The 19,907-nt window shown below is 68.5% G+C and carries 18 protein-coding genes; 9 read left to right on the top strand and 9 right to left on the bottom strand.

Translation table 11 applies throughout. The features are described from left to right. Positions 1-9: 9 nt before the first annotated feature. The 3 genes from VGR67_07325 to VGR67_07315 form a co-directional block, all read right to left on the bottom strand. Entirely contained in the window at positions 10-390 is a 381-nt protein-coding gene (locus VGR67_07325) for a hypothetical protein (protein ID HEV8336207.1), read from the bottom strand. Positions 391-543: 153 nt separating this feature from the next. Continuing rightward, the gene (locus VGR67_07320) at positions 544-1,620 is read right to left on the bottom strand and encodes a pyridoxal phosphate-dependent aminotransferase (protein ID HEV8336206.1); all 1,077 of its coding nucleotides are present in this window, start codon (positions 1,618-1,620) and stop codon (positions 544-546) included. A gap of 5 nt (positions 1,621-1,625) precedes the next feature. Beyond that, entirely contained in the window at positions 1,626-2,978 is a 1,353-nt protein-coding gene (locus tag VGR67_07315) for an amino acid permease (protein HEV8336205.1), read from the bottom strand. Positions 2,979-3,122: 144 nt separating this feature from the next. Here VGR67_07315 and VGR67_07310 point away from each other — a divergent pair, with 144 nt between their 5' ends. From VGR67_07310 to VGR67_07285, 6 genes are all read left to right on the top strand, one after another. Next, a complete protein-coding gene (locus tag VGR67_07310) occupies positions 3,123-4,043 on the top strand; it encodes a ParB N-terminal domain-containing protein (GenBank protein HEV8336204.1) in 921 nt (306 codons plus the stop codon). A 64-nt stretch (positions 4,044-4,107) separates the two neighbouring features. Further along, the gene (locus tag VGR67_07305; protein HEV8336203.1) at positions 4,108-4,533 is read left to right on the top strand and encodes a hypothetical protein; all 426 of its coding nucleotides are present in this window, start codon (positions 4,108-4,110) and stop codon (positions 4,531-4,533) included. A 2-nt stretch (positions 4,534-4,535) separates the two neighbouring features. Continuing rightward, positions 4,536-5,291, top strand: a complete 756-nt coding sequence (locus VGR67_07300) for a sigma-70 family RNA polymerase sigma factor (protein HEV8336202.1) — start codon at positions 4,536-4,538, stop codon at positions 5,289-5,291. Continuing rightward, positions 5,291-6,325, top strand: a complete 1,035-nt coding sequence (locus VGR67_07295) for a serine/threonine-protein kinase (protein ID HEV8336201.1) — start codon at positions 5,291-5,293, stop codon at positions 6,323-6,325. Before VGR67_07300 ends, VGR67_07295 begins: the two co-directional genes overlap by 1 nt. A gap of 49 nt (positions 6,326-6,374) precedes the next feature. Next, positions 6,375-6,749, top strand: a complete 375-nt coding sequence (locus VGR67_07290; protein HEV8336200.1) for a hypothetical protein — start codon at positions 6,375-6,377, stop codon at positions 6,747-6,749. 12 nt (positions 6,750-6,761) lie between these two features. Beyond that, a complete protein-coding gene (locus tag VGR67_07285) occupies positions 6,762-7,223 on the top strand; it encodes a DUF1579 family protein (GenBank protein ID HEV8336199.1) in 462 nt (153 codons plus the stop codon). Positions 7,224-7,235: 12 nt separating this feature from the next. Here the strand turns inward: VGR67_07285 and VGR67_07280 are convergent, their stop codons facing one another. Then, on the bottom strand, positions 7,236-7,505 hold the full coding sequence (locus VGR67_07280; protein HEV8336198.1) for a hypothetical protein: 270 nt from the start codon (positions 7,503-7,505) through the stop codon (positions 7,236-7,238). A gap of 341 nt (positions 7,506-7,846) precedes the next feature. Between VGR67_07280 and VGR67_07275 the strand changes: the two genes are divergently transcribed. Next, positions 7,847-9,286 (top strand): FtsX-like permease family protein, encoded by a 1,440-nt coding sequence (locus VGR67_07275; protein HEV8336197.1) that lies wholly within the window; start codon positions 7,847-7,849, stop codon positions 9,284-9,286. A 108-nt stretch (positions 9,287-9,394) separates the two neighbouring features. After that, the gene (locus tag VGR67_07270; protein ID HEV8336196.1) at positions 9,395-10,744 is read left to right on the top strand and encodes a dicarboxylate/amino acid:cation symporter; all 1,350 of its coding nucleotides are present in this window, start codon (positions 9,395-9,397) and stop codon (positions 10,742-10,744) included. 46 nt (positions 10,745-10,790) lie between these two features. Here the strand turns inward: VGR67_07270 and VGR67_07265 are convergent, their stop codons facing one another. From VGR67_07265 to VGR67_07255, 3 genes are all read right to left on the bottom strand, one after another. Beyond that, a complete protein-coding gene (locus VGR67_07265; protein HEV8336195.1) occupies positions 10,791-11,453 on the bottom strand; it encodes a tetratricopeptide repeat protein in 663 nt (220 codons plus the stop codon). Positions 11,454-11,602: 149 nt separating this feature from the next. Then, complete coding sequence (locus tag VGR67_07260) at positions 11,603-12,778, bottom strand: MbnH family di-heme enzyme (GenBank protein ID HEV8336194.1); 1,176 nt, start codon at positions 12,776-12,778, stop codon at positions 11,603-11,605. Then, complete coding sequence (locus tag VGR67_07255) at positions 12,772-13,479, bottom strand: tetratricopeptide repeat protein (GenBank protein ID HEV8336193.1); 708 nt, start codon at positions 13,477-13,479, stop codon at positions 12,772-12,774. The genes VGR67_07260 and VGR67_07255 overlap by 7 nt, the downstream gene beginning before the upstream one ends. 100 nt (positions 13,480-13,579) lie before the next feature. Between VGR67_07255 and VGR67_07250 the strand changes: the two genes are divergently transcribed. Continuing rightward, the gene (locus tag VGR67_07250; GenBank protein HEV8336192.1) at positions 13,580-16,585 is read left to right on the top strand and encodes a tetratricopeptide repeat protein; all 3,006 of its coding nucleotides are present in this window, start codon (positions 13,580-13,582) and stop codon (positions 16,583-16,585) included. 3 nt (positions 16,586-16,588) lie between these two features. On the opposite strand, the gene VGR67_07245 is transcribed toward VGR67_07250, so the two are convergent. Both VGR67_07245 and VGR67_07240 read right to left on the bottom strand, forming a co-directional pair. Beyond that, positions 16,589-18,817 (bottom strand): DUF5916 domain-containing protein, encoded by a 2,229-nt coding sequence (locus tag VGR67_07245; GenBank protein ID HEV8336191.1) that lies wholly within the window; start codon positions 18,815-18,817, stop codon positions 16,589-16,591. Between the two features lie 115 nt (positions 18,818-18,932). After that, positions 18,933-19,889 carry a DUF1259 domain-containing protein gene (locus VGR67_07240; protein HEV8336190.1) on the bottom strand — a complete coding sequence of 319 codons (957 nt, stop codon included), beginning with the start codon at positions 19,887-19,889 and terminating at the stop codon, positions 18,933-18,935. Between the last annotated feature and the right edge of the window lie 18 nt (positions 19,890-19,907).

Raw genomic sequence — 19,907 nt, 5'->3', positions numbered from 1 at the left:
TTCCCGGGCCTAGGGTTTGGACGTGAAGATCACCGGGTCCACCACCGTCCATTCCACCGGGTCGCCCTTCGCATCCAGACCCCGGACCGTGTACTTCGCGAGGACCGGCCTCGTCTCGTTGGGATAGGCGGGAACGTGCCCGTAGAAGTCTGCGCGCCCGTTTTTCATCCGCGCCCGGAATACCAAGGGATCCTCGTTCCCCCAGGGATCCCGCCCTTTCCCCGTGAAGAACGTCGCGCGCGGGTCGTCAAACTTGAGCTCCACGGAATCGATCTGGTCGTCATCGGAGTGGAAGCACCAGAAGACCGGCTCTCCGCTGCTGAAGAATTCCGCCTCGTTCTTGACGATCGGCTTGCTTCCTCTCGCGTAGATCACGTGGATGTCGGCCATGCATCCTCCCCTTTCCCCCGAGCGGGAGCTCGGTCAGACCGGTTGTTTCGATGGAGTGAACGATTGACTCCAACCTACTCCGCCAGGCTTTCGAGTGTCAAGGTCAAGGGGTTCCAGGCCCGGCTTCCCCAAACCACCCCGGACTTGGGGATCTCAGTCTTCCCGAAGCGTCTTGGAGAGGCGGCGCAGCCCTTCCGCCACGTCCTCGGTCCGGACGGCGAAGCCGAGGCGGAAGTGCCGGGGCGATTCGAAGAAACGGCCGGGGACGATCGAGGTGTCGCGCGTTCGGAGACGGTCGTGCAGCCGGTCGCTGCTCCCGGCCCGGCGCAACCGGGGGAAGACGACGATGGAGCGCGAGGGAACGACGCACTCGAGAAGGTCGCCGTGCCCGGCGAGGAATTCCCGGACCAGGCGGGCGTTGGGCTCGACGATGGCGCGGCTCCGGGCTTCCAGGGCCGGAAGCCTGCGAAACGCGGCGAGGCTCAGGCTCTCCGCGGGCATCGGCCCGGCCACCCCCATCACGTCGTTGAGCCGGCGCATCCGCTCGGCGGTCGCCGCGTCGCACAGGATCCAGCCGCAGCGCAGGCCGCTGAGTCCGTAGCTCTTGGTCAGGCTGCTGGTGGCGATGAACCGCTCTCCGGCGTGCACGGCGCTGGGCGGCGCTTCCTCGAAGAGGATGTCGCGGTAGACCTCGTCGACCAGGACGCGGGCGCCCGCCTGGGCCGCGATCGCGCCGACCTCCGCCAGGGTCGCCGGTTCGGCCGGCACGCCGCTCGGGTTGTGAGGGCTCGTCAGGACGATGAGCTTCGTCCGCCGCGTCATCCGCCGCCGGACTTCGTCCGGATCGAGCGAGAAGCCGTCCTCCAGGCGCCGGGCGAAACGCTTCACGCCCGCTCCGAGGAACCGGATCGTCGAGAGCAGCGGCTCGTAGACGGGCTGCTCGACCAGCGCTTCGTCCCCCGGCTCCAGGACCGTGGCGCACGCCAGGAAGTTGGCGAAGGAGGTCCCCTGGGCGAGGACCACCTGCTCCTCGCGCGCTCCGTACTTCGCCGCGATCGCCTGCCGCAAGGGAAGGTAGCCGTCGCTGTCCGGGCCGTTCAGCGCGACGTCGCCGGGCTCGAGCGGCAGGTCGCCCGCCTCGCATCCCAGGATGCCGCTGTTCGCGAGGTTGTAGCGCGCCGCCGCCTGCCGCTTGGCCCACGTTATGTAGACGCTGTGCTTCAAGCGCATCGGCCTCACGCCGCCCTCCGGGCCCGTTTCCACAGGAAATAGACCGGCACGCCGGCCAGCATGATCCCGGAGCTCGTCAGCGCGTTTCCCGGATCGGCGACGAAGCTGTTCAGGACGATGCCGATCCCGGCCGCCACGAACAGGAGCGGCACCCAGGGGTAGCCCGGGGCGGGATACGGGCGCGGCGCCCCGGGAAGCTGGCGTCGAAAGGCGATCAGGGCGAGGCCCGCCAGCGCGAAGAAGATCCAGTCGGCGAACACGACGTAGCCGAGGAGCCGCTCGTAGGTGTTGGTGAGCGCCAAGGCCGACGCCAGCGCTCCCTGCAGCAGGATGGCGGCGGCGGGAGTCCGGAACCGTTTCCCGACCCTGCCGATCTGCTTGAAGAAGACGCCGTCGGCGGCCATCGCGTAGTAGACGCGGGGCGGCGCCATCAGCGCCAGGTTCATGAAGCCGAACGTGGAGACGACGATCAGGAGGCTGATGAGACGGGCGCCCGTCTCGCCGGCGAGCTTCGAGGCCACTTCCGCCGCCGGGGTGGTCGTCGCCGCGAGCCCAGGCGCGGAGAGGACGTGGACGTAGGCGACGTTCGCCGCCAGGTAGACGGCGATGACGCAGACCACGCCGATCAGGATGCTGCGGGGAAGGTTGCGCAGCGGGTCCCGGACCTCCTCGGCCACGTAGTTCAGGTTCTGCCAGCCGCCGTAGGCGAACATGACCGGGACGAGTGCCGCGAAGAACGCCGAGACCAGGCCGAAGCCGCGCAAGGAGGGCGGGATCAGCGGGTCGATGCGGATGCCCGATTGTCGCGTCAGGAGCAGCGCCGCCGCGATCAGCAAGACGATGGCGAGCGTCTTGCCGAAGGTGACGACGTTGATGAGGATGGCGCCCGGCTTGATCCCCAGGGCATGGAACGCCGACAGGCCGAGAAGCATCGCGACCGCGAGCGGCACGGCCATCGCGGGGTCGAGCCCGGCGAGCCGCGCGACGTATTGGGCGAAGGCCACCGCCACGGCGGCCGTCGCCCCCGTCTCGATGATGAGCAGCAGCGACCAGCCGTGCAGGAAGGCGACCAGCGGATGGAAAGCCTCGCGGAAGAAGGCGTACTGCCCGCCGACGCGGGGCATGACGGTGCTCAGCTCGGCGAACACGAACGCGCCGGCCAGGGCGATCAGGCCGCCGGCCGCCCACACCAGGAGGATCAGGAACGAGGAGCCGACTTTCTGCGCCACGACGTAGGGATTGACGAAGATCCCCGATCCGATGATGGCGCTGATGACGATCATCGTGGCGTCGAACAGCGTGAGGCGGCGGGCGAAGGGGGAGGAGGCGACGGCGGGCTCGATGGCGCTCCGGGACAAGAGTCTCTCCGGCAAGGGGGGGGCGGCGCGCGGCAAGCCCGCCGCAAAGGCGGCGTCCTTTACGGAGGATAAGCTCAACCCCGCGAAAAAGGAAGTGTCCTATAATAGAAGTGTACTTCTCCCAATCCCGAGGTGCATGTCCCCATGGCTTCCGGACCGCTCGCCATCTTTCCGGCCGGCGAGGACCCCCCGCGCTCCGTCCGCCTTCTCGCGGAGCAGGTGGCCCGCGACGGCGGCTGGCCGTTGGCGGCCTACCGCGAGCCGGTCGGCAAGAACTGGCAGATCTTCGCGATCGTCCCTCTGGAGAAAGTCCGGCCGACCCCCTACCAGCGCGACCTCTCCAAGGCCCACCTCGAGCGGCTGCGCAAGGTGATCGCCAAGCTCGATCGCTTCGTCGATCCGGTCGTGGCCGTGCGCGGGCCCGACGGCGACTACTGGACGCCGAACGGGAACCACCGCCGGGCCGCCCTGGAGAAGATGAAGGCCGCCACCATCCCCCTGATCCTTCTCGCGGAGAGCGAAGTGGCGTTCCAGATCCTGGCGCTGAACACGGAGAAGGCCCACAACCTCAAGGAAAAGTCGCTCGAGGTGATCCGGATGTACCGCGGCCTGCTGCAGGAGGAGGGCCGCAAGCACGAGGACTCGTTCTCGTTCCAGTTCGAGGAAGCCTATTTCGCGACGCTCGGGCTGCTCTACGAGAAGCACCCGCGCTTCGCGGGCGGAGCGTTCGGATCGATCCTCCGGCGGGTGGACAAGTTCCTGAAGGAGCCGCTCGCCTCGGCCTACGAAGAAAGGCTCCGGCGCGCGGAGAAGGTCGAGAAGGCCAGCGCCATCCTCGACCGCCAGGTCACGAAGGTGAAGGCGCGGGGCATCCGTCACCCCTTCGTCAAGAATTTCGTGCTCGCCCGCTGCAACCCCCTGACCCGGGCGAGGAAGACGGTGCCGTCGTTCGATACCGCGCTGAAGCGGCTGATCGAGAACCTGGAGAATTTCGACGCCTCCGCGGTCCGCTACGACGAAGTGGCCCGCGCCGGGGTGATGGCGGTCGCCGCCGCTACGTCCTGAGAACGGCCGGCGGCGGCGACGCCGGCCCGCGAGCGGGAGCGAGGATGGAAGAGGAGCTGGGACTGTGAAGTACCGCCAGCCCGGATATCACGACAACGACTACCAGGAAGAGCGCCGGAAGCGGGAGAAGCGGGGGCCGCGCGGACCGCGGGAGATCACGACCCGCGAGGCGACGGCGGTCGTGCGCTGCTTCAACTGCGGCCACCAGACCTCCCCGGCCGAAGTGATCGCCTTCGAGTCGGTCTGCGAGAAGTGCGGCGAGCAGCTCCACATCTGCCGGAACTGCCTGCATTTCGATCCCGGCGCGCGCTGGGAATGCCGGAAGCCGATCGCGGCGCCGATCCGCTCCAAGACGGCGCGCAACGAATGCGACCTTTTCACTCCCCAGGCCGTCCTGGACGCCACCGGCCGCCGCGCCCCGAGCGGCCCGGCCGGGCCGGCGATCTCCGGCGCCCGCGCCGCCTTCGATGCCCTGTTCAAGAAGAAATGACGGTGAGCCGCGGCGGTCCGGTCCGAGGCGGCGATCGTTTTCCGACCACCCGCGGGTCGGCCATCCTCGGCCTCCGCAGCGCCGAGCCCGCGGCGCGCGCCCGCTCGCTCGAAAGCCTGATCTCCGGCTACTGGAGGCCGGTCTACAAGTACATCCGCGTGAAGTGGGGGCGATCGAACGAGGAGGCGGAGGATCTGACCCAGGGCTTCTTCCTGAGGGCGATGGAGAAGGAATTCTTCGAGTCGTACGATCCCTCCCGGGCGCGATTCCGGACCTACGTGCGGACCTGCCTCGACGCCTATCTGGCCAATCAACGCCGTGACCATCTGCGCCTCAAGCGCGGCGGCGGCGAAATCCCCCTCTCCCTCGATTTCCGCGGCGCCGAGGGGGAGCTGACGGATGCGGCGCTCCGCTCGCCGGACTCGCCCGAGACCTATTTCGAGGCCGAATGGGTCCGCGGCCTCTTCAATCTCTCGCTGCAGGCCTTGCGCTCCGAGTGCGAGGCGCGCGGCAAGACGCTCCAGTTCAGGATTTTCGAGCGTTACGATCTCCAGGATTGCGGCGAGGGGCGGCTCACCTACGAAGCTCTCGGCGCCGAGCTCGGCGTCCGGGCGACCGACGTGACGAACCACCTCGCCTTCGCCCGCCGGGAGTTCCGGCGGATCCTCCTGGACAAGCTCCGCGAGATGACCGCCAGCGACGAGGAGTTCCGCCGCGAGGCTCGCGTCCTCCTCGGCGAGGGCGGGGAGAAGCCGTGATGGACGACCGGGTGCTCCGGCGGCTTCGCGAGGTCTCCGAAAGCCCCGATCTGTCGGGGACGCGCTACCGCCTGATCCGGCGTCTCGGCCGGGGCGGCATGGGGACCGTCTACCTGGTCGAGGACCAGGAGCTGGGAAGAGAGGCGGCCTTGAAGGTTTTGACCGTCCCCGATCCGCGCGGCGGCCTCACTGCCCGGATCCGGGCGGAGGCCCGGCTTCTCGCCCGGCTCGAGCATCCCAACATCGTCCCCGTGCACGACCTCGGCCCGCTCGCCGACGGCAGCGTCTTCTACGTCATGAAGTACGTGCGCGGCGAGAGGCTCGACGAATGGAGACGGAAGGGACCGACCCGCCCCGAGATGCTCCGGCTGTTCCAGAAGATCTGCGAGGCGGTCGCCTTCGCGCACGCCCGGGGCGTCATCCATCGGGATCTGAAGCCCGAGAACGTCATGGTGGGATCGTTCGGAGAGGCCCTCGTGATGGACTGGGGAGTGGCGAAGATCCTCGCGTCCCGGCTCGACGAGCAGGTCACGTTCGCCGGCGGTGCTCCCGGGAATCCGGGCGGGACGGCCGAGGGGGCCATCCTGGGAACGCCCGCCTACATGGCGCCGGAGCAGGCGCGCGGCGAAAACCACCGGCTCGACGAGCGCACCGACGTCCACGCCCTCGGGGCGCTCCTCTATTTCCTTCTCTCCGGACGCCCTCCCTTCCAGGGATCCGATCGGGAGGAGACGCTGCGCCAGGCGCGCGACGGCGCGGCGCCTCCGCTGCGGCAGATTGATGCCGCGATCCCCCGCGACCTGGAAGCGATCTGCGACCGTGCCATGGCCCGGGATCCCGCCGCGCGCTACCGGGGCGTCGGCGAGTTGTCGGCCGACGTCGATCGCTTCCTCGACGCGCTGCCGGTCCAGGCCCGGCCTCTCGGACTCTTCGGGAAGAGCGCCCGCTTTCTGGCGCGGAACCGCGTGCTGGCGTTCCTGATCGCCGCCTACCTCCTGATGCGCGTTCTCGTCCTTTTTTTCGCCCGGCGGTAAACGATCCGCCGTCCCCGGGTAACAAGACATCCGAAAGGAGGTGTTTCCAATGTCCAAACCTGTATTGGGCCTGGTCCTCGGCGCGGCGCTGGGGCTCCTGGACGGTCTGGGGGCCTTCGCCTACCCGGCGGTCGCGACGGTGATGACGTCGATCATCATCGGCTCCACGTTCAAGGGGCTCGTCACCGGTCTGCTCACCGGATTCCTGGCCGTCAAGCTTCGCTCGCTCCCGCTGGGAATTCTCTGCGGCCTCGGCATCGGCTTTCTCCTGAGCTGGGCGACCGCGGCGATGTCGCCCGACCCGGCGGGGAACTATCACTATCCCGAGATCATGCTGCCCGGGAGCGTCCTGGGCGCCATCGTCGGCTACGCCACCTATCGCTTCGGCCGGGCTCCGCGCCGCGAAGCCAACTCGGCAGCCTGAAAGGAGCGCGTCATGGAAATGCCCAAGCCTCAGGAACAGCACCGGAAACTGCAGGCACTGAGCGGGACCTGGGCCGGCGAGGAGACGATGTACCCGTCGCCCTGGGACCCGAAGGGCGGGCAGGCCACCGGACGCTTTCAATCCCGGATCGAGCTGGACGGGTTCTTCCTGCTGACCGACTACGTCCAGGAGCGCGGCGGCCAGCCCAGCTACCGCGGCCACGGCGTCTACGGCTACGACGGGAAGGCGAGCTGCTACACCATGCACTGGTTCGATTCGATGGGCTCGCCCTGCGGCGAGCCGATGCAGGGGAAATGGCAGGGAGACAGCCTGATCTTCGAGCAAGCAGGTCCCATGGGGCACAGCCGGCACACCTACCGGCTCGAAGGCGACAACCGATTCAGCCTGCTGATGGAAAATTCCCGGGACGGGAAGCAGTGGGCGAAGTTCCTCGAGGCCGCCTACCGGAAGTAACCCGGCAAACTCCTAGTCCTGACCGTGGGCCGCCTCGTTGACCTGTTGCACGTGGGCGTCGGTGTTCTGCCCCATTTTTTTCATGTCCGGGAGGTTTCCCGAGCGGATCGCTTCGCCGGCCCCCGTCTGGCCATGATCGGGAACGCCGCCGGAAGCGCCCGGCTTGAGCGCCTGAGCCGCCGCGGGAGCGGCTCCCTTCCAGGCCTTCGCCGACAGGAGAAGGAGGATCACGAGGGCCACGAGGGCGATCACATAACCGAATCCACCGCCGGTTTTCTTCATAGGGAGAATCTTGGTCCTGCGCGCCTCCCGCGCAAGGCCTTGACGAGATTCTTCCTCTTGCTCGCTTTTGGTGTCCGATCCCGGAATGGCGGATCCCATCTCCGGACGGCGGCCGGGGGGCCGCGTCGCAGCGATTCGGGCAAGACTCCTGGAATGAGGCATTAAGGAACCCGGCCGCATGGCACGGCGCCTGCAGCCGCCGCCGGTTCCTGACGCGCCGCCGCCCGTTGATCCTCTGCGCCGCCGCGCTGCTCGCCTGCTACCTTCCGGCGCGCCGGGCGGCGCGCCTGGACCCGATGGCGGTGCTGCGGAACGAATAGGCGCGCCGCCTGGCGGAGAGCGTGCTGCTTTCGCTTGTCGGTGGCGCCCTCGGCCTGCTGGTTGCTTCGTGGTCGATCGATGCGATGCTCGGCCTGTTCCCGGCGGACAGCGGGGCCGCCTCGTTGTCCAACAGTCTCGATCTCCGCATGCTGACGTTCACGTTCAGCGCTTCTTTGTTCACCGCCCTGCTGTCCGGTCTGCTGCCGGCCGCCCGCTCCACGAGGCTGGAGCTGGCTTCCGCGATCAAGGAGCAGGGCGCCGGAGCTGGAACAGCGCCGGGCCAGGTGCGTCTCCGCAAGGGCCTGGTCACGGCCCAGATCGCTTTCACCACCCTCCTGCTGGTAGCCGCCGGACTGTTCGGCCTGAGCCTGCGGCAGCTCCTGCGGGTCGACGTCGGCATGCGGGTCGACGAGCTGGGAACCTTCTCGATCGAGCCCGCGCTCCTGGGCTACACGCCGGATGGGACCCTCGCGCTCCTGGATCGGATCCGTCAGGATTGCGGCGCCCTGCCCGGGGTGGCCGGCGCCACCGCCGCAGAGATCCCCGTGCTGGCGGACAGCAGCGCCGGATATAACATGACTGTCGAAGGCTACGATGGCGGGCCGCGCGGAGTCCAGGTCGCGAACAACTGGGTCGGGCCGCGCTACTTCGAGACGATGGGAGTGCCGATCCTGAGCGGGCGTGAATTCCGGGAGTCCGACACCTCGGAGAGCCCGAAGGTCGCCGTGATCAACGAGACTTTCAGGCGCCGCTACTTCGTCGGACGGGATCCGCTCGGCCGGCGGCTGGCCTTCGGATCCGGGCCGGACACGAGACTGGACATCGAGATCGTCGGCGTGGCGGCAGACAGCAAGCACACCTCCGTGCGACAGGAGAAGGGCCCCTTCGTCTACCTTCCCTATGCCCAGGACCCGAACCTCGGCTCGGCGACTTTCTACGTGCGCTCCACTCTTGCTTTCGGCACCCTGGTGCCGGCGCTGCGCGGGGCGGTCCGGCGCTGGGACACCGTCCTCCCCGTCTCCGGCGTCAAGACCCTGTCCCAGCAAAGGGACGATTCGCTCTCCGGCCAGCGTCTGCTGGCGGCGCTGTCGATCTGCTTCGGCCTCGTCGCCGCCCTGCTCGCGGCGATCGGGTTGTATGGCACGATGACCTACACCGTCCTGCGGCGGACTTCCGAGATCGGAATCCGCATGGCGCTCGGGGCGAGCGCGCGCGGCGTGCGTGCCCTGGTGCTGCGCGAGGCGATGACGATGGCCGCGATCGGCCTCGGTGTCGGTCTGCCGGCGGCGTGGGCGGCGGGAGGTCTGGCGCGCTCGCTGCTGTTCGGCATCCGGCCGCACGATCCGTTTCTCCTGGCCGCCGCGGCGCTTCTCCTCCTCGCCATCCTCCTGCTGGCCGCCTACCTGCCGGCCCGCCGCGCCAGCCGGGTCGATCCGCTTCTCGCCTTGAGAACCGAGTAGCGCCCGGTTTTCTCCCGCAGTCCACCGGGGGCCGTCCCCCGGTGAGCGAATCGGACTCCTGTGCTAGGCTAAGCGGCGCTCTTCGCCTTGCATCGCACGGGAGGGCCGTTGAGAGAGGACTCGCACCCGCCCGGATTCGTGAGACCCGGCCCGCCGCCCTCCGGGCCTCCGCCCGCGGCCAAGAAGAAGTCCCCGCTGCACACCCGGATCTTCTACGGAATGATCGCCGGGATGATCCTCGGGATCGCCGCGAATCTCACGGCCGGCGACAGCCCCGCCCTCCGGAGCTTCATCGACAACGTCACCTATCCCGCCGGCCAGATCTTTCTCCGCCTCATCTTCATGGTCGTCATCCCCCTGGTCGTCTCGGCGCTGATCCTGGGCGTCGCGGAGCTCGGGGACGTCCGCCGCCTCGGGCGCGTCGGCATCAAGACCCTCGCATTCACGGTCCTCCTCAGCGCGATTTCGGTCCTCATCGGCGTCGGCCTGGCGAATCTGGTGCGCCCCGGAGAGGGGCTGTCCGAAGCCTCGCGCGCCGGGCTCATGGAGATCCTGGGGCGCTCTTCCGCCGAGGTTCAAAAGCCGCCGGCCCCCAAGACGGGACTGCAGATCTTCCTGGATCTCATCCCGCAGAATCCCCTCGAGGCGATGGTGAACGCCTTCCGAGGCGACATCCTGGCGGTGATGGTCTTCGCGCTGTTTCTCGGGATCGCCGCGACGCTCGCCGAACGGCGGGTGGTCGAGCCGCTGCTGCTCTGGCTGCAGGCCGTTTTCGAGGTGGTCATGAAGGTGATCGACATGGCCATGCAGCTCGCCCCCTTCGGGGTGGCGGCGCTGATCTTCACCGTCATGGCCCGCTCGGGGCTCGACGTCCTGGCGAAGCTCGCCCTGTACGTCGCGACCGTCCTGGTCGGGCTCGCCTTGCATCAATTCGTCACCTATTCCGTGATGCTCAAGGTCGTAGTGAAGTATCCGCCCACCCTGTTCTTCGCGCGGATCCGGGAGGTGATGCTCACCGCCTTCTCCACCTCTTCCAGCAACGCCACCCTGCCCACGACGCTGCGCGTGGCCGAGAAAGAGCTGGGAATCCCGAGGGAGATCGGCGGCTTCGTCCTGACCTTGGGCTCGACCCTCAACCAGAACGGCAGCGCCTTGTACGAAGGGATCACCGTTCTCTTCCTGGCGCAGTTCTTCGGAATCCACCTGAGCCTGGGCGGCCAGATCACCGTCGTGCTTCTTTCGATACTCGCGGGGATCGGCACGGCCGGCGTGCCGGGCGGCTCGCTGCCGACGGTGATGGCGCTACTGGTGACGGTGGGAGTTCCGGCCGAGGGGATCGGAATCATTCTGGGTGTCGACCGGATCCTGGACATGTGCCGGACGGTCCTGAACGTGACCGGCGACATCACGGCGGCGGCCTACGTGGCCAAGTCGGAAGGGTACGCGCTGCGCGGCTGAGGGACACGGCTCGCTCGGGGTGACCCGCCGGCTCGCCGGCCGGCCTTCAGCAGGCGGCGGGCCTCTCCCGGGCGATTTTCTCCCGGCCGGCCACCCAGCGCGAGAATTCTCTCACGTCCACGGGATCGATCTTCCCCGGCGCGTCCCGGTGCCTCGCCAGCCAATCCTTCATGACCGCGAGGAGCGACTCGGCCAGCGACGGGTCGTTCAGGAAGAGACGCACGTAATCCTGCTTCGCTTCTTCGAGCCGTTCGAGCGCCAGCCAGGTCTCGGCCCGGTAGGCGATGGTCTGCGGATAAGTGGGCTCGAGGAGAAGCGCCCGCTCGTAGGCCTTGATGGCGGAGTCGGGGTCGCCGCGCTTCCACAAAGCGTAGCCCAGCTCGGCGAAGGCCTGGTGGAAGGAAGGGTTCAGGCGGACAGCCTGCCGGAATTGGCCGATCGCCCGCTCGAACTCCCGCGCCGCCCTCTTTTCGAGACGGCCGCGCTCGGCCGCATCGGCGGCCCGGGCGGCGTTCTGGTCAAACGCCCGCGCCTTGTCCTTGATCTTGAGGCCCTTCCTGAAGCGGACGACGTCGGCCTCGGAGAGGGACCGAACGGCAGGAGGTTGCGGGTCGGGAGAAGGAGCGTCGCCGCCCCAGGCTGGATCGGGCGGCCAGGAGAGGATCAGGAAGAACCCCACGGAAGCCAATCCCCACGCGCCGTTGCGCATTCTTTCCCTCCAAGCCTCACCCCCGTCTCTTTCTGTTTTACGTTGGCGCGAGGATTGAGTTCACGACTTCAGGCGGATCGCCGCGGAGCCGGCGCAGCACGGGATGCGGGCAGTGTCCGGAAGCGGACGCTTTGTCTTTTTATTCGCGTTCAGGGGTCGGGGGGCGGCGCATGCGGATCGGAGAACGAAGGATCGGTCAGGAAGGAGCGATCGGTGAGGCTTCGCAGGAATTCGACCAGATCCTGGCGGCCGGGCGCGTCCAGCTCGAACCCAGCCACCAGCTCGCTTTTCCAGGGACTGTCGCGGCCGGCTCCGCCGTAGGGCCCCTCCGTGATGGTTCTTCCCCCGCGCGCGTAGTGATCGACCACTCCCTCCAGCGTGGCGATGCTCCCGTCGTGCATGTAGGGGGCCGTCAGCTCGATGTTCCGGAGGGTGGGAGCGCGGAATCGCCCCATGTCCTCCCGCTTTCCGGTGATCTTCCACAGTCCCGGGTCGTCCTCGGGGTAGGCGCCGGCCCCGCCGAGGTTGTAGAGCCCCGTGTTGTGGAAGACCGGGTCGATGGGGCGCAGGCCGGCGAACGCGACGGGGCCGGAGAAGGTGAATCCCCCGTGGCAGACGGAGCAGTGGAGGCGGTCCGAGAAGAAGAGCTTCATGCCGCGCTTGGCCGGCTCCGAGAGCGCCGCGCCGTCCCCGCGGTAGACGAACCGGTCGTAGGGGGAGTCTCCGGAGAGCAGCGTTCTCTCGAACGCGGCGAGGGCCCGCGCCGCGTTCGCCATGGTGACGGGGCCGGAGGACTGAGGGAAGGCGGCGGCGAACCGCGCGGGGTAGCCGGGAGAGGCCCGCAGCCTGGCGAGCACTTCCGCCTCGCGTCCGGCGAGGCCCATCTCGACCGGATGATCGTTGACCATCGGGATCAGGGCCTGATCCTCCAGCCGCCGCAGCCGCGCATCGGCCCAGGTCAAAGTCGCGCTATAGGCGACGTTCGCGAGGCTCATGGCGCTGCGCGGGTGCGTTTCGCCCGTGGAGCCGAGGGCCCGCGCCCGCCCGTCGGTGAAAGCGAGATCCTGGCGATGGCACGAGGCGCACGAGTAGCTACCGTTGCCCGACAGCGACTTTTCGTAGAACAGGAGCCGGCCGAGATCGACCTTGGCCTGCGTCTGCGGGTTGTCCGCCGGGACCAGCGGGACGGGAAAGCCCGGCGGCAGGCGCCAGGCGTACGCGGCCGGAGGCGCGGAAGGACGCTCCGCGGGCTCCGCGGCGCGCGCTGCGGTGGCGCCGCCCAAGGCGAGAAACAGCGCGACGAGGAGGAAGGAGCCGGCTACCACTTCCGTTCTTGGAGCTGTGAGACGCTCGGAGTCTGCGTGGCGATCTCCTCGCGCTGCTGCACCCAGCTCGAGAATTCCTTCACGGCGTCGGGCGCCACCGGGCCGGGAGCGGCGCTGTGCTTCTCCACCCACGCCTTCATCGCCGCCATCAGCTCGTCCGCCCGCGCCCGGTCGCTGGCGAAGAGCTGGAGGTAGGCCTGCTTCGCCTCCTCGGTGCGATCGAGCCCCAGATAGGCCTCGGCCCGGTACTCGATCGCCGGGGCGTAGTTCTGCGCGAGCGAGATGGCGCGATCGTACGCCTCCAGGGCGGCGGGGTAATCGCCCGTCTTCCGCAGGCAGAAGCCCAGGTCGCTGCTGGCCTGGTAGAACAGCGGGTTCTTCTGCGCCGCTTCGCGGAATTCTCCGATCGCCCGGTCGAATTCCTTCATCGCCTTCTTCTCGAGCTTGGCGCGCTCCTTCTCGTCGGCCGCCTGGGCGGCTTCCTTCTGGAGGGCGACGGCGCGGTCGCGCATCCGGACTCCGGCGTTGTAGTGATCGATCGCTTCCTCCGCCGGGGGCTTCCGGGGAGTCGACGGAAAGGACGACCCGGGGCCGGGGGACGGGGGCGGCATCGACGAGCCTCCCGAGGCCTGCACGACGGAGGGGAGCGCTGCCAGGACCGCCGCGGAAAGGACGAGCCGACGGGAGATCTTGATCATCATCTTCCTCCATGGATGAACGGGACAGGATGGAAATTCTACCTTGAAACCCTCCGTCCGGGTACGATCCGGGCGGCCGGCGCCGTGTGATACGATTTCCTCGATGCCCTCCAGGCGGCTCCTATTCTTCGTCGGCCTCGCCGTGGCCGCGGCCTACGCGGGCCTGTCGTTCCGCTCATTACGCTCCCCCGGACGTTTCTTCGTCGTCGATGCGCCCCTTCTCGGAGTCGCGCCGCGGCTCGTCGAGCCTGGATGGCGCTTCGTCCCCCGGCTGCTCGCGCGCGTTTCCGAGTACCCCTCCGGACCCGTCAAGCTCCGCGTCGACCTCAGCGGCGACCAGGCTTTGAAGAGCCGCGAAGGGGCGAAGGTCGAGGTGGAGGCGGAGCTGGCCTACCGGGTGGCCGCCGATCGCGTCCTCGACCTGCACCGCCTCCGGGGGCCGCGTTACGAGACGTCGTGGCTCGCCGGGACGCTCCGAAGGCGGACGGCCGAGCGGGTCGCCGCCGTTTCCTACGACCTGGTGCGCAACCGCGATCCGGAGCTTGCCGGCGGGGTGCGCGGCGCGCTCAAGGCCGCCGTCTCGAAGGAAGGGCTGCAAATCGACGGACTCCGGATCTTCCAGACGGCCGGCGTCGGCGAGGCGTCGGGGACGATCCTGCGGGTCGCCGCCGCGCCGCTGCGGCGCAAGGTGGTGGTCATCGGCGTCGACTCCTTCGACTGGCGGATCATCGATCCGCTGATCGCGCAGGGGAGGATGCCGAACCTGGCGCAGCTGGTGGCGCGCGGAGTCCGCGCCAACCTGCGCACCCTGCGGCCGATTCTCTCGCCGGTGATCTGGACGAGCATCGCGACCGGCATGAAGCCGGCGCGCCACGGTATCGTCGACTTCGTCGTCACGGCGCGCGACACGGGCGAGCTGGTTCCCGTCACCAGCGCGATGCGGCAGGTTCCCGCCCTCTGGACGCTTCTCAGCCGCCAGGGGATCGACGTGACGGTGGTGGCCTGGTGGGCCACCTGGCCCGCGGAGACCGTCCGGGGGAGCATCATCACCGATCGGATCGCCTTCCAGCTCTTCGAGGACGCCAGGCAGGACGATTGGAAGAGCGCCGATCCCGCGAAGAATCGCGGCAAGACCTACCCGCCCGGGCTCATGGACGAAGTGCGCCCGCTCATCAAGGCCCCCGGCGAGGTGACCGACGGCGAGGTCGCCGCGTTCCTCCCGCGACGGACGCTCCCGCCCTCCCTCACCCCGGAGCAGAAAGACCTTCTTAACCGGTTCCGGACCGTCCTGGCGGCGGGCGCGACCTACCATGCCGTCGCGCTGCAGCGCTTACGGGAAGCCGGCACGCCGCTGACGATGATCTACTACGAAGGGCCCGACACCACCGCGCACCTCTTCATGAAGTACCGGCCGCCGCTGCTCGCGGGCACCCGGCGAGCCGACCTGGAGCTGTTCGGCGCGATCGTCGACCGCTACTACGAGCTTCAGGATCGCTACATCGGGGAGATCCTCGCGGCGGCGGGCGCCGAGGCCGACGTCCTCCTCGTCTCCGATCACGGCTTCAAGGCGGGATCCGACCGTCCTCCCGACTCCGACTCGACGATCGAGAAAGGACAGGCCGCCGAGTGGCACGCTCCGATCGGCGTTCTCGCCATGGCCGGTCCCGACGTTCGCCGCGGGTCGTCGCTGGCGGCCGCGTCGGTGCTGGACGTGGCCCCGACCGTCCTCGCCCTGTTCGGCCTGCCGGCGGCGCGCGACATGGACGGCCAGCCCCTCACCGAGGCTTTCGAGCCGGCGTTTCTCGAACGGCATCCGGTGGCCTGGATCGATTCCTACGGCGGCGCTCGGAGCGCTCCTTCCGCCTCCACGCCCGCCGCTTCGGCGGGCGACGCCGCGCTGATCGAGAAGCTCCGGTCGCTGGGCTACATCGGCGAGGACCGTCTCACCGCCCACAACAACCGCGGCATCATGGCCATGGACGAGGGCGACGTCGACGCCGCCGTGGCCGATTTCGAGAAAGCGCTCGCCTCCGTCGGCGGCGACGCCGGGGGGATGATCCGCGCGAATCTGGCGCGGGCCTGGATGAAGAAGGGGGATCTGGCGCAAGCGCGCCGCTACGTCGATCAGGCCCTTGCCGAAGACCCGCGCAACAAATCGGCGATCGTGATGCTCGCCGGCATCCTCTCGAAGCAGGGGGACGAGGCGGGGGCGGAGCGGGAGCTGCGCCGGGCGATCGCGCTCGACCCGACGCTGACGCTGGCCCATTCGATGCTCGGCGAGCTCCTCCAGCGGCGCGGCAGCCTCGACGCCGCGCTCGCCGAGTTCCGCAAGGTCGTCGAGATCGCGCCGCTGAGTCCCGTGGAATTCAACAGCATCGGCAACATCCATCGAAAGCGCGGCGAGGTGGATCGGGCGATGGAGGCCTACCGCGAGGCGCTGCGCTGCGACGCCCAGTACGTCGGGGCGTACAACAACCTGGGGCTCTGCCTGCAGGAGAAGGGCCGGCTCGACGAGGCGAAGGCGCTCTACGAGAAAGCGCTCGCGATCCGCCCCGAGAATCCGATCCTGCGCAACAGCCTCGGAACGCTCCTGGCGCTCCAGAAGGACAAGAGCGCGGCGATCGCCGAGTTCGAGCGGGCCGTGAAGGCCGATCCGGACTGGCCCGTGGCGCAGGGGAACCTGGCGACGCTCCTGTTCGAGACGGGGAGATTCGCCGAGGCGCGCCCCGCCTTCGAGCGCTGGATCGTGGTCGAGCCCGCCTCCGTCGAGCCGCGCCTCGGGATCGCCCTGACCGACCTGATGCTTCAGAGGCGGGAGCCGGCGGTGCAGGAGTTCGAGGAGGTTCTCCGGCTCGAGCCCGGGAATCTCCGCGCCCACATCGCCCTCGGCGAGACGTTCCTCAAGATGGGGAGCCTGGCGCAGGCGCAGACCCATCTGGAGCGCGCCGCCGCCCTCCGGAAGGACATTCCCCAGGTCTACAAGTCTCTCGGCGAGGTTTATATGAAGCGCGGATTCAAGCAGCAAGCGGCCCAGGCGTTCCGCCACTCCCTGAGCCTCGAGCCCGGCCAGGACGAGGTGCGCCGGCTCCTCGCGAGCCTGGGGGGGTGAGGCTCACTTCCGGAACGTCCAGCGCGCCTTCACCACCACCTCATCGCGGACCGGGCTCATCGAAAACTCGCTTTCAGGAGAGAGCGGGCGCCGCCACTCGTGGTTCCAGACGCAAAAGAGATCGTTTCCCGGGCGCACCGTCCATCGCAGGCGGGCGTTCAACCCCGCGTCACGCGTCTCGGAGTCGTATTGCGAAAGGACGGAAAGCACCAGATCCGGAGTGAAGGCGAACACCGTCGTCAGGCTCAGCAAGCGCTGAATGAAGTCTCCTTCGGGGAGATGTCCGAAATCGTTCTCCGCGCGGGCCTCCAGGCGCAGGTGCCCGCCGGAAGACGCGTATCGGACGAAGCTTTCCCATTGCGACAGACGCCCGTCGAAGAAGTCGCCGAACCAGATGGTGTTTCCGGCGCTCCAGCGCCGGTGGCCGGAAGATTCGAATTCCAGGCGATAGCGATCGAACCGGTACTCGCCGGCCGGGATGATGACCGCCGGAGCGACCTCGAAGGGTGCCTCGAGCCGTTCGAATTGGGGCGCGTAGTTCGCCTCCAGGTGCTCCCCCGATTGCGTCTCCACGTTGAACGGCGCCGCGAAAATCCGCCACGATTCCGGATTCCCGCGGAGATCGTCGACCCGCGTCGGAAAGAGCTCGAAGAAGAACTGCCGGACCCAGCGGAACGGACCTCCCTGCGGCCGCGGCTGGAACGCCACGCCTCCCAGATAGGAGCGGGTTCCGGGGCGAGGCAGGAAGCCCAGCGCCGGATCCAGGGCGCTATCGAACTGGTTGACCTGCACGGACAGGTCCCACCGATCGTTGGGATAGCCGATCTTGAATCCCCATCCCCCGCGGCGTCCCTCCGGCGCGTCCCCCCCGCTGCGGGCTCCCCAGCCTCCGGCCGAGAAGTTCTTCGATCCGAACAGCGACGACGTCTTCCATACCGCGTCGACTCCCCCGAGCGAGTTGTCGTGCACGCCGTCCGGGTCTCCATGCGTGCCGATGGCGCCGATTCTCAGGTGTTCGTCCGCGTCGAAGGTCACCCGTCCGGCGAAGAGATTCGTTCCCGGCGCCGAGGGGACGTCTCCGGTCTGCGCGTCGAGCGCGGCGACGCTGAAGCCCCCCGCTCTTCCCAGGATCTTGACTCCGGCGCGCAGCGGCACCCGGTTTCCTTCGAACAGGCCGACCCGCCGGGAGAAGAAGGGAATGAAGTCCGTGCCCAGATCGAGTCCGAACTCGAAGAGATCGGAGCCTTCGAGAAAGAAGGGACGCTTTTCCGGGAAGAACAGCGGGAAGCGGGTGAGGTTGATCTGGCGCGTGTCCGCCTCCGTCTCCGCGAAGTCGGGATTTATGGTGAGCACGGTCGCGACCCCCGGCGTCAGGTTGTAGGTGACGTCGATCCCCGCCTGTCCGATGAGCGAGGAGCGGTCGGCCGTGAAGTCGGTGACGGAGCGGGCCAATCCATAGGGCGCGGCCGAAAGCCCGACTCCCTGCTCGAGGTCTCCAAGGCCCTCCAACGACCCGGCCCGGCGCAGATCGGCCAGGGACGAATCCAGGGTCGTGCCGGACCATCGGAGCGTCGTGCGGCTCCGGGCCACGAAGCGTTCGACGTTGAAGCCCCACGCCGGGAGCCGGGTGTCGAAGCGCAGCGTCCGGGAGGGGAGGGCAATCTCCGCGCTCCAGCCCGATGGGCCGCGGCTGACGCGCGCGTCCCAGACCCCGTCCCAATCGAGGGAAGGTTCCAGGGACCCGGAAATCAGCCCGTCTTGCCGCGCCCCCGCCGCATTGACCCGGAATTGATAGCCGTTTCGATGGTCGCCGAATGGATCGATCACGAAAGCCACCGAGTCGTCGCCGGTGAGGTCGCCGTCCCGCGAGAGCGTGTGGACGGCGATGCGCTCCGGCTCGGGATCGGAGCAGACGACGCCGAGGTAGAGGTGATCCTCGTCCGCCAGGAGACGAACCTGAGTATGGAAGGGAGTCGGCTCCCCCGGGTGCGGGCTTTGCTGAACCAGATCGGGGATGAGGCCGGCGTCGATCCAGGCCGGCTCGTCCAGGATTCCGTCGAGGTGGATCTCTCCTTTCTTCCGCCCGACGACAGCCCGCGGCGCTGGCCGAGTCTCCGGCGGATTCGCCGGCACGGCGGGTTGGAAGACGGAGGAGATCCCGAGCAGGATCAGCGCGACCCTGGGAAGCGGGAGTCCGAATTTTTGCCGTGGAGACCTTCGGTAGTGAGTCACGCAGCTTTTCGGGTCGGGATCGCCTCCGAAGGCGTCACTCCGGTGCGGGGGCGAGACGCCCGCCGCCCGTCATTCCGGCGCCCCGGCGACGGAGGGCGCTCGGCCCAGACCGGGCCTACCGGGGATGCTGCCTTTTCTGCGAATCGAGAGCGGCCTTGAGGCCCTTGGCGAGGTCCTCGCTCCGTCCGATCCCCCAGAAGTGCAGGAACAGGACGCGTGGCTGCTCACCGCTCATGTGCTGGTGGATGGCCACGATGTCGATCCCGGCGCCGCGCAGGCTTTTGAGGACGCCCTGCAGCTCCGGCTCCAGCATCACGAAATCTCCATCGACCACGGCCTGGTCGTCGCTGCCGGCGAAAGCCGCCCAGGTGTTGACCCCCATGGTCTCGCCCAGGGTCGCGCCGTGCATCCTCGTCTCCCGGCCGATGACGATCTTGTAGACGCCGCTCTTCAGATCTCCGGACTTGCCGATCACCGCGTCGATGCGCTTCGGGTCAAGCGTGCTCTTCGCCGGATCGATCTCCGCGCGGCGAGCCTCACCCCGCCCGCCGCTCGTTTCCTTGACCTTCGCGAAGACTTTCCCGACGGCGGCGGCCAGCGCCGCCTCGTCCCCCATGCCGCCCAGGTGCATGAACATCACCCTGGGCTGGTCCCAGAGGAAGTGGTTGTGCAAGGCGGTGACTTCCAGGCCGCCGTCGAGCGCCGCGCTCATGACGGGGTTCACCTGATCCTCGAGCAGGACGATGTCGCCCATCACCACGTCATGCTGGCCGGCCTTCCTGAAGGCCGCCCAGGACGTGAGTCCCATGGGCGGCGTGAGCTTGACGCCTGCGGCCACGACCGAAAGATCGCTCCGGGGGACGGAGACCTTGAAGACCCCCTCGCGCTCGTTGAAGCTGCCCATCGCGCCCGTGAGCTGCTCGATCTTCGCTGTGTCGAGCGGCGCCTTGGACGCCGCCGGTGCGATCCGATCGGCGCGGCCGGGCGTTGAGGATCGCTGGTCGCCGGCGCCGGCTCCCGCCGCCAGGCACAGGGCCGTCAGCAAGAACAGTGAACTCGCCGCGCGTTTCATTTCCATCCGCCTCCTTCC

The sequence above is a fragment of the Candidatus Polarisedimenticolia bacterium genome (assembly GCA_036004685.1).
GTDB lineage: Bacteria > Acidobacteriota > Polarisedimenticolia > Gp22-AA2 > AA152 > DASYRE01.
The sequence above is the reverse complement of the archived record's forward strand: the minus strand, read 5'-3'. Positions and strand labels throughout refer to the sequence as shown.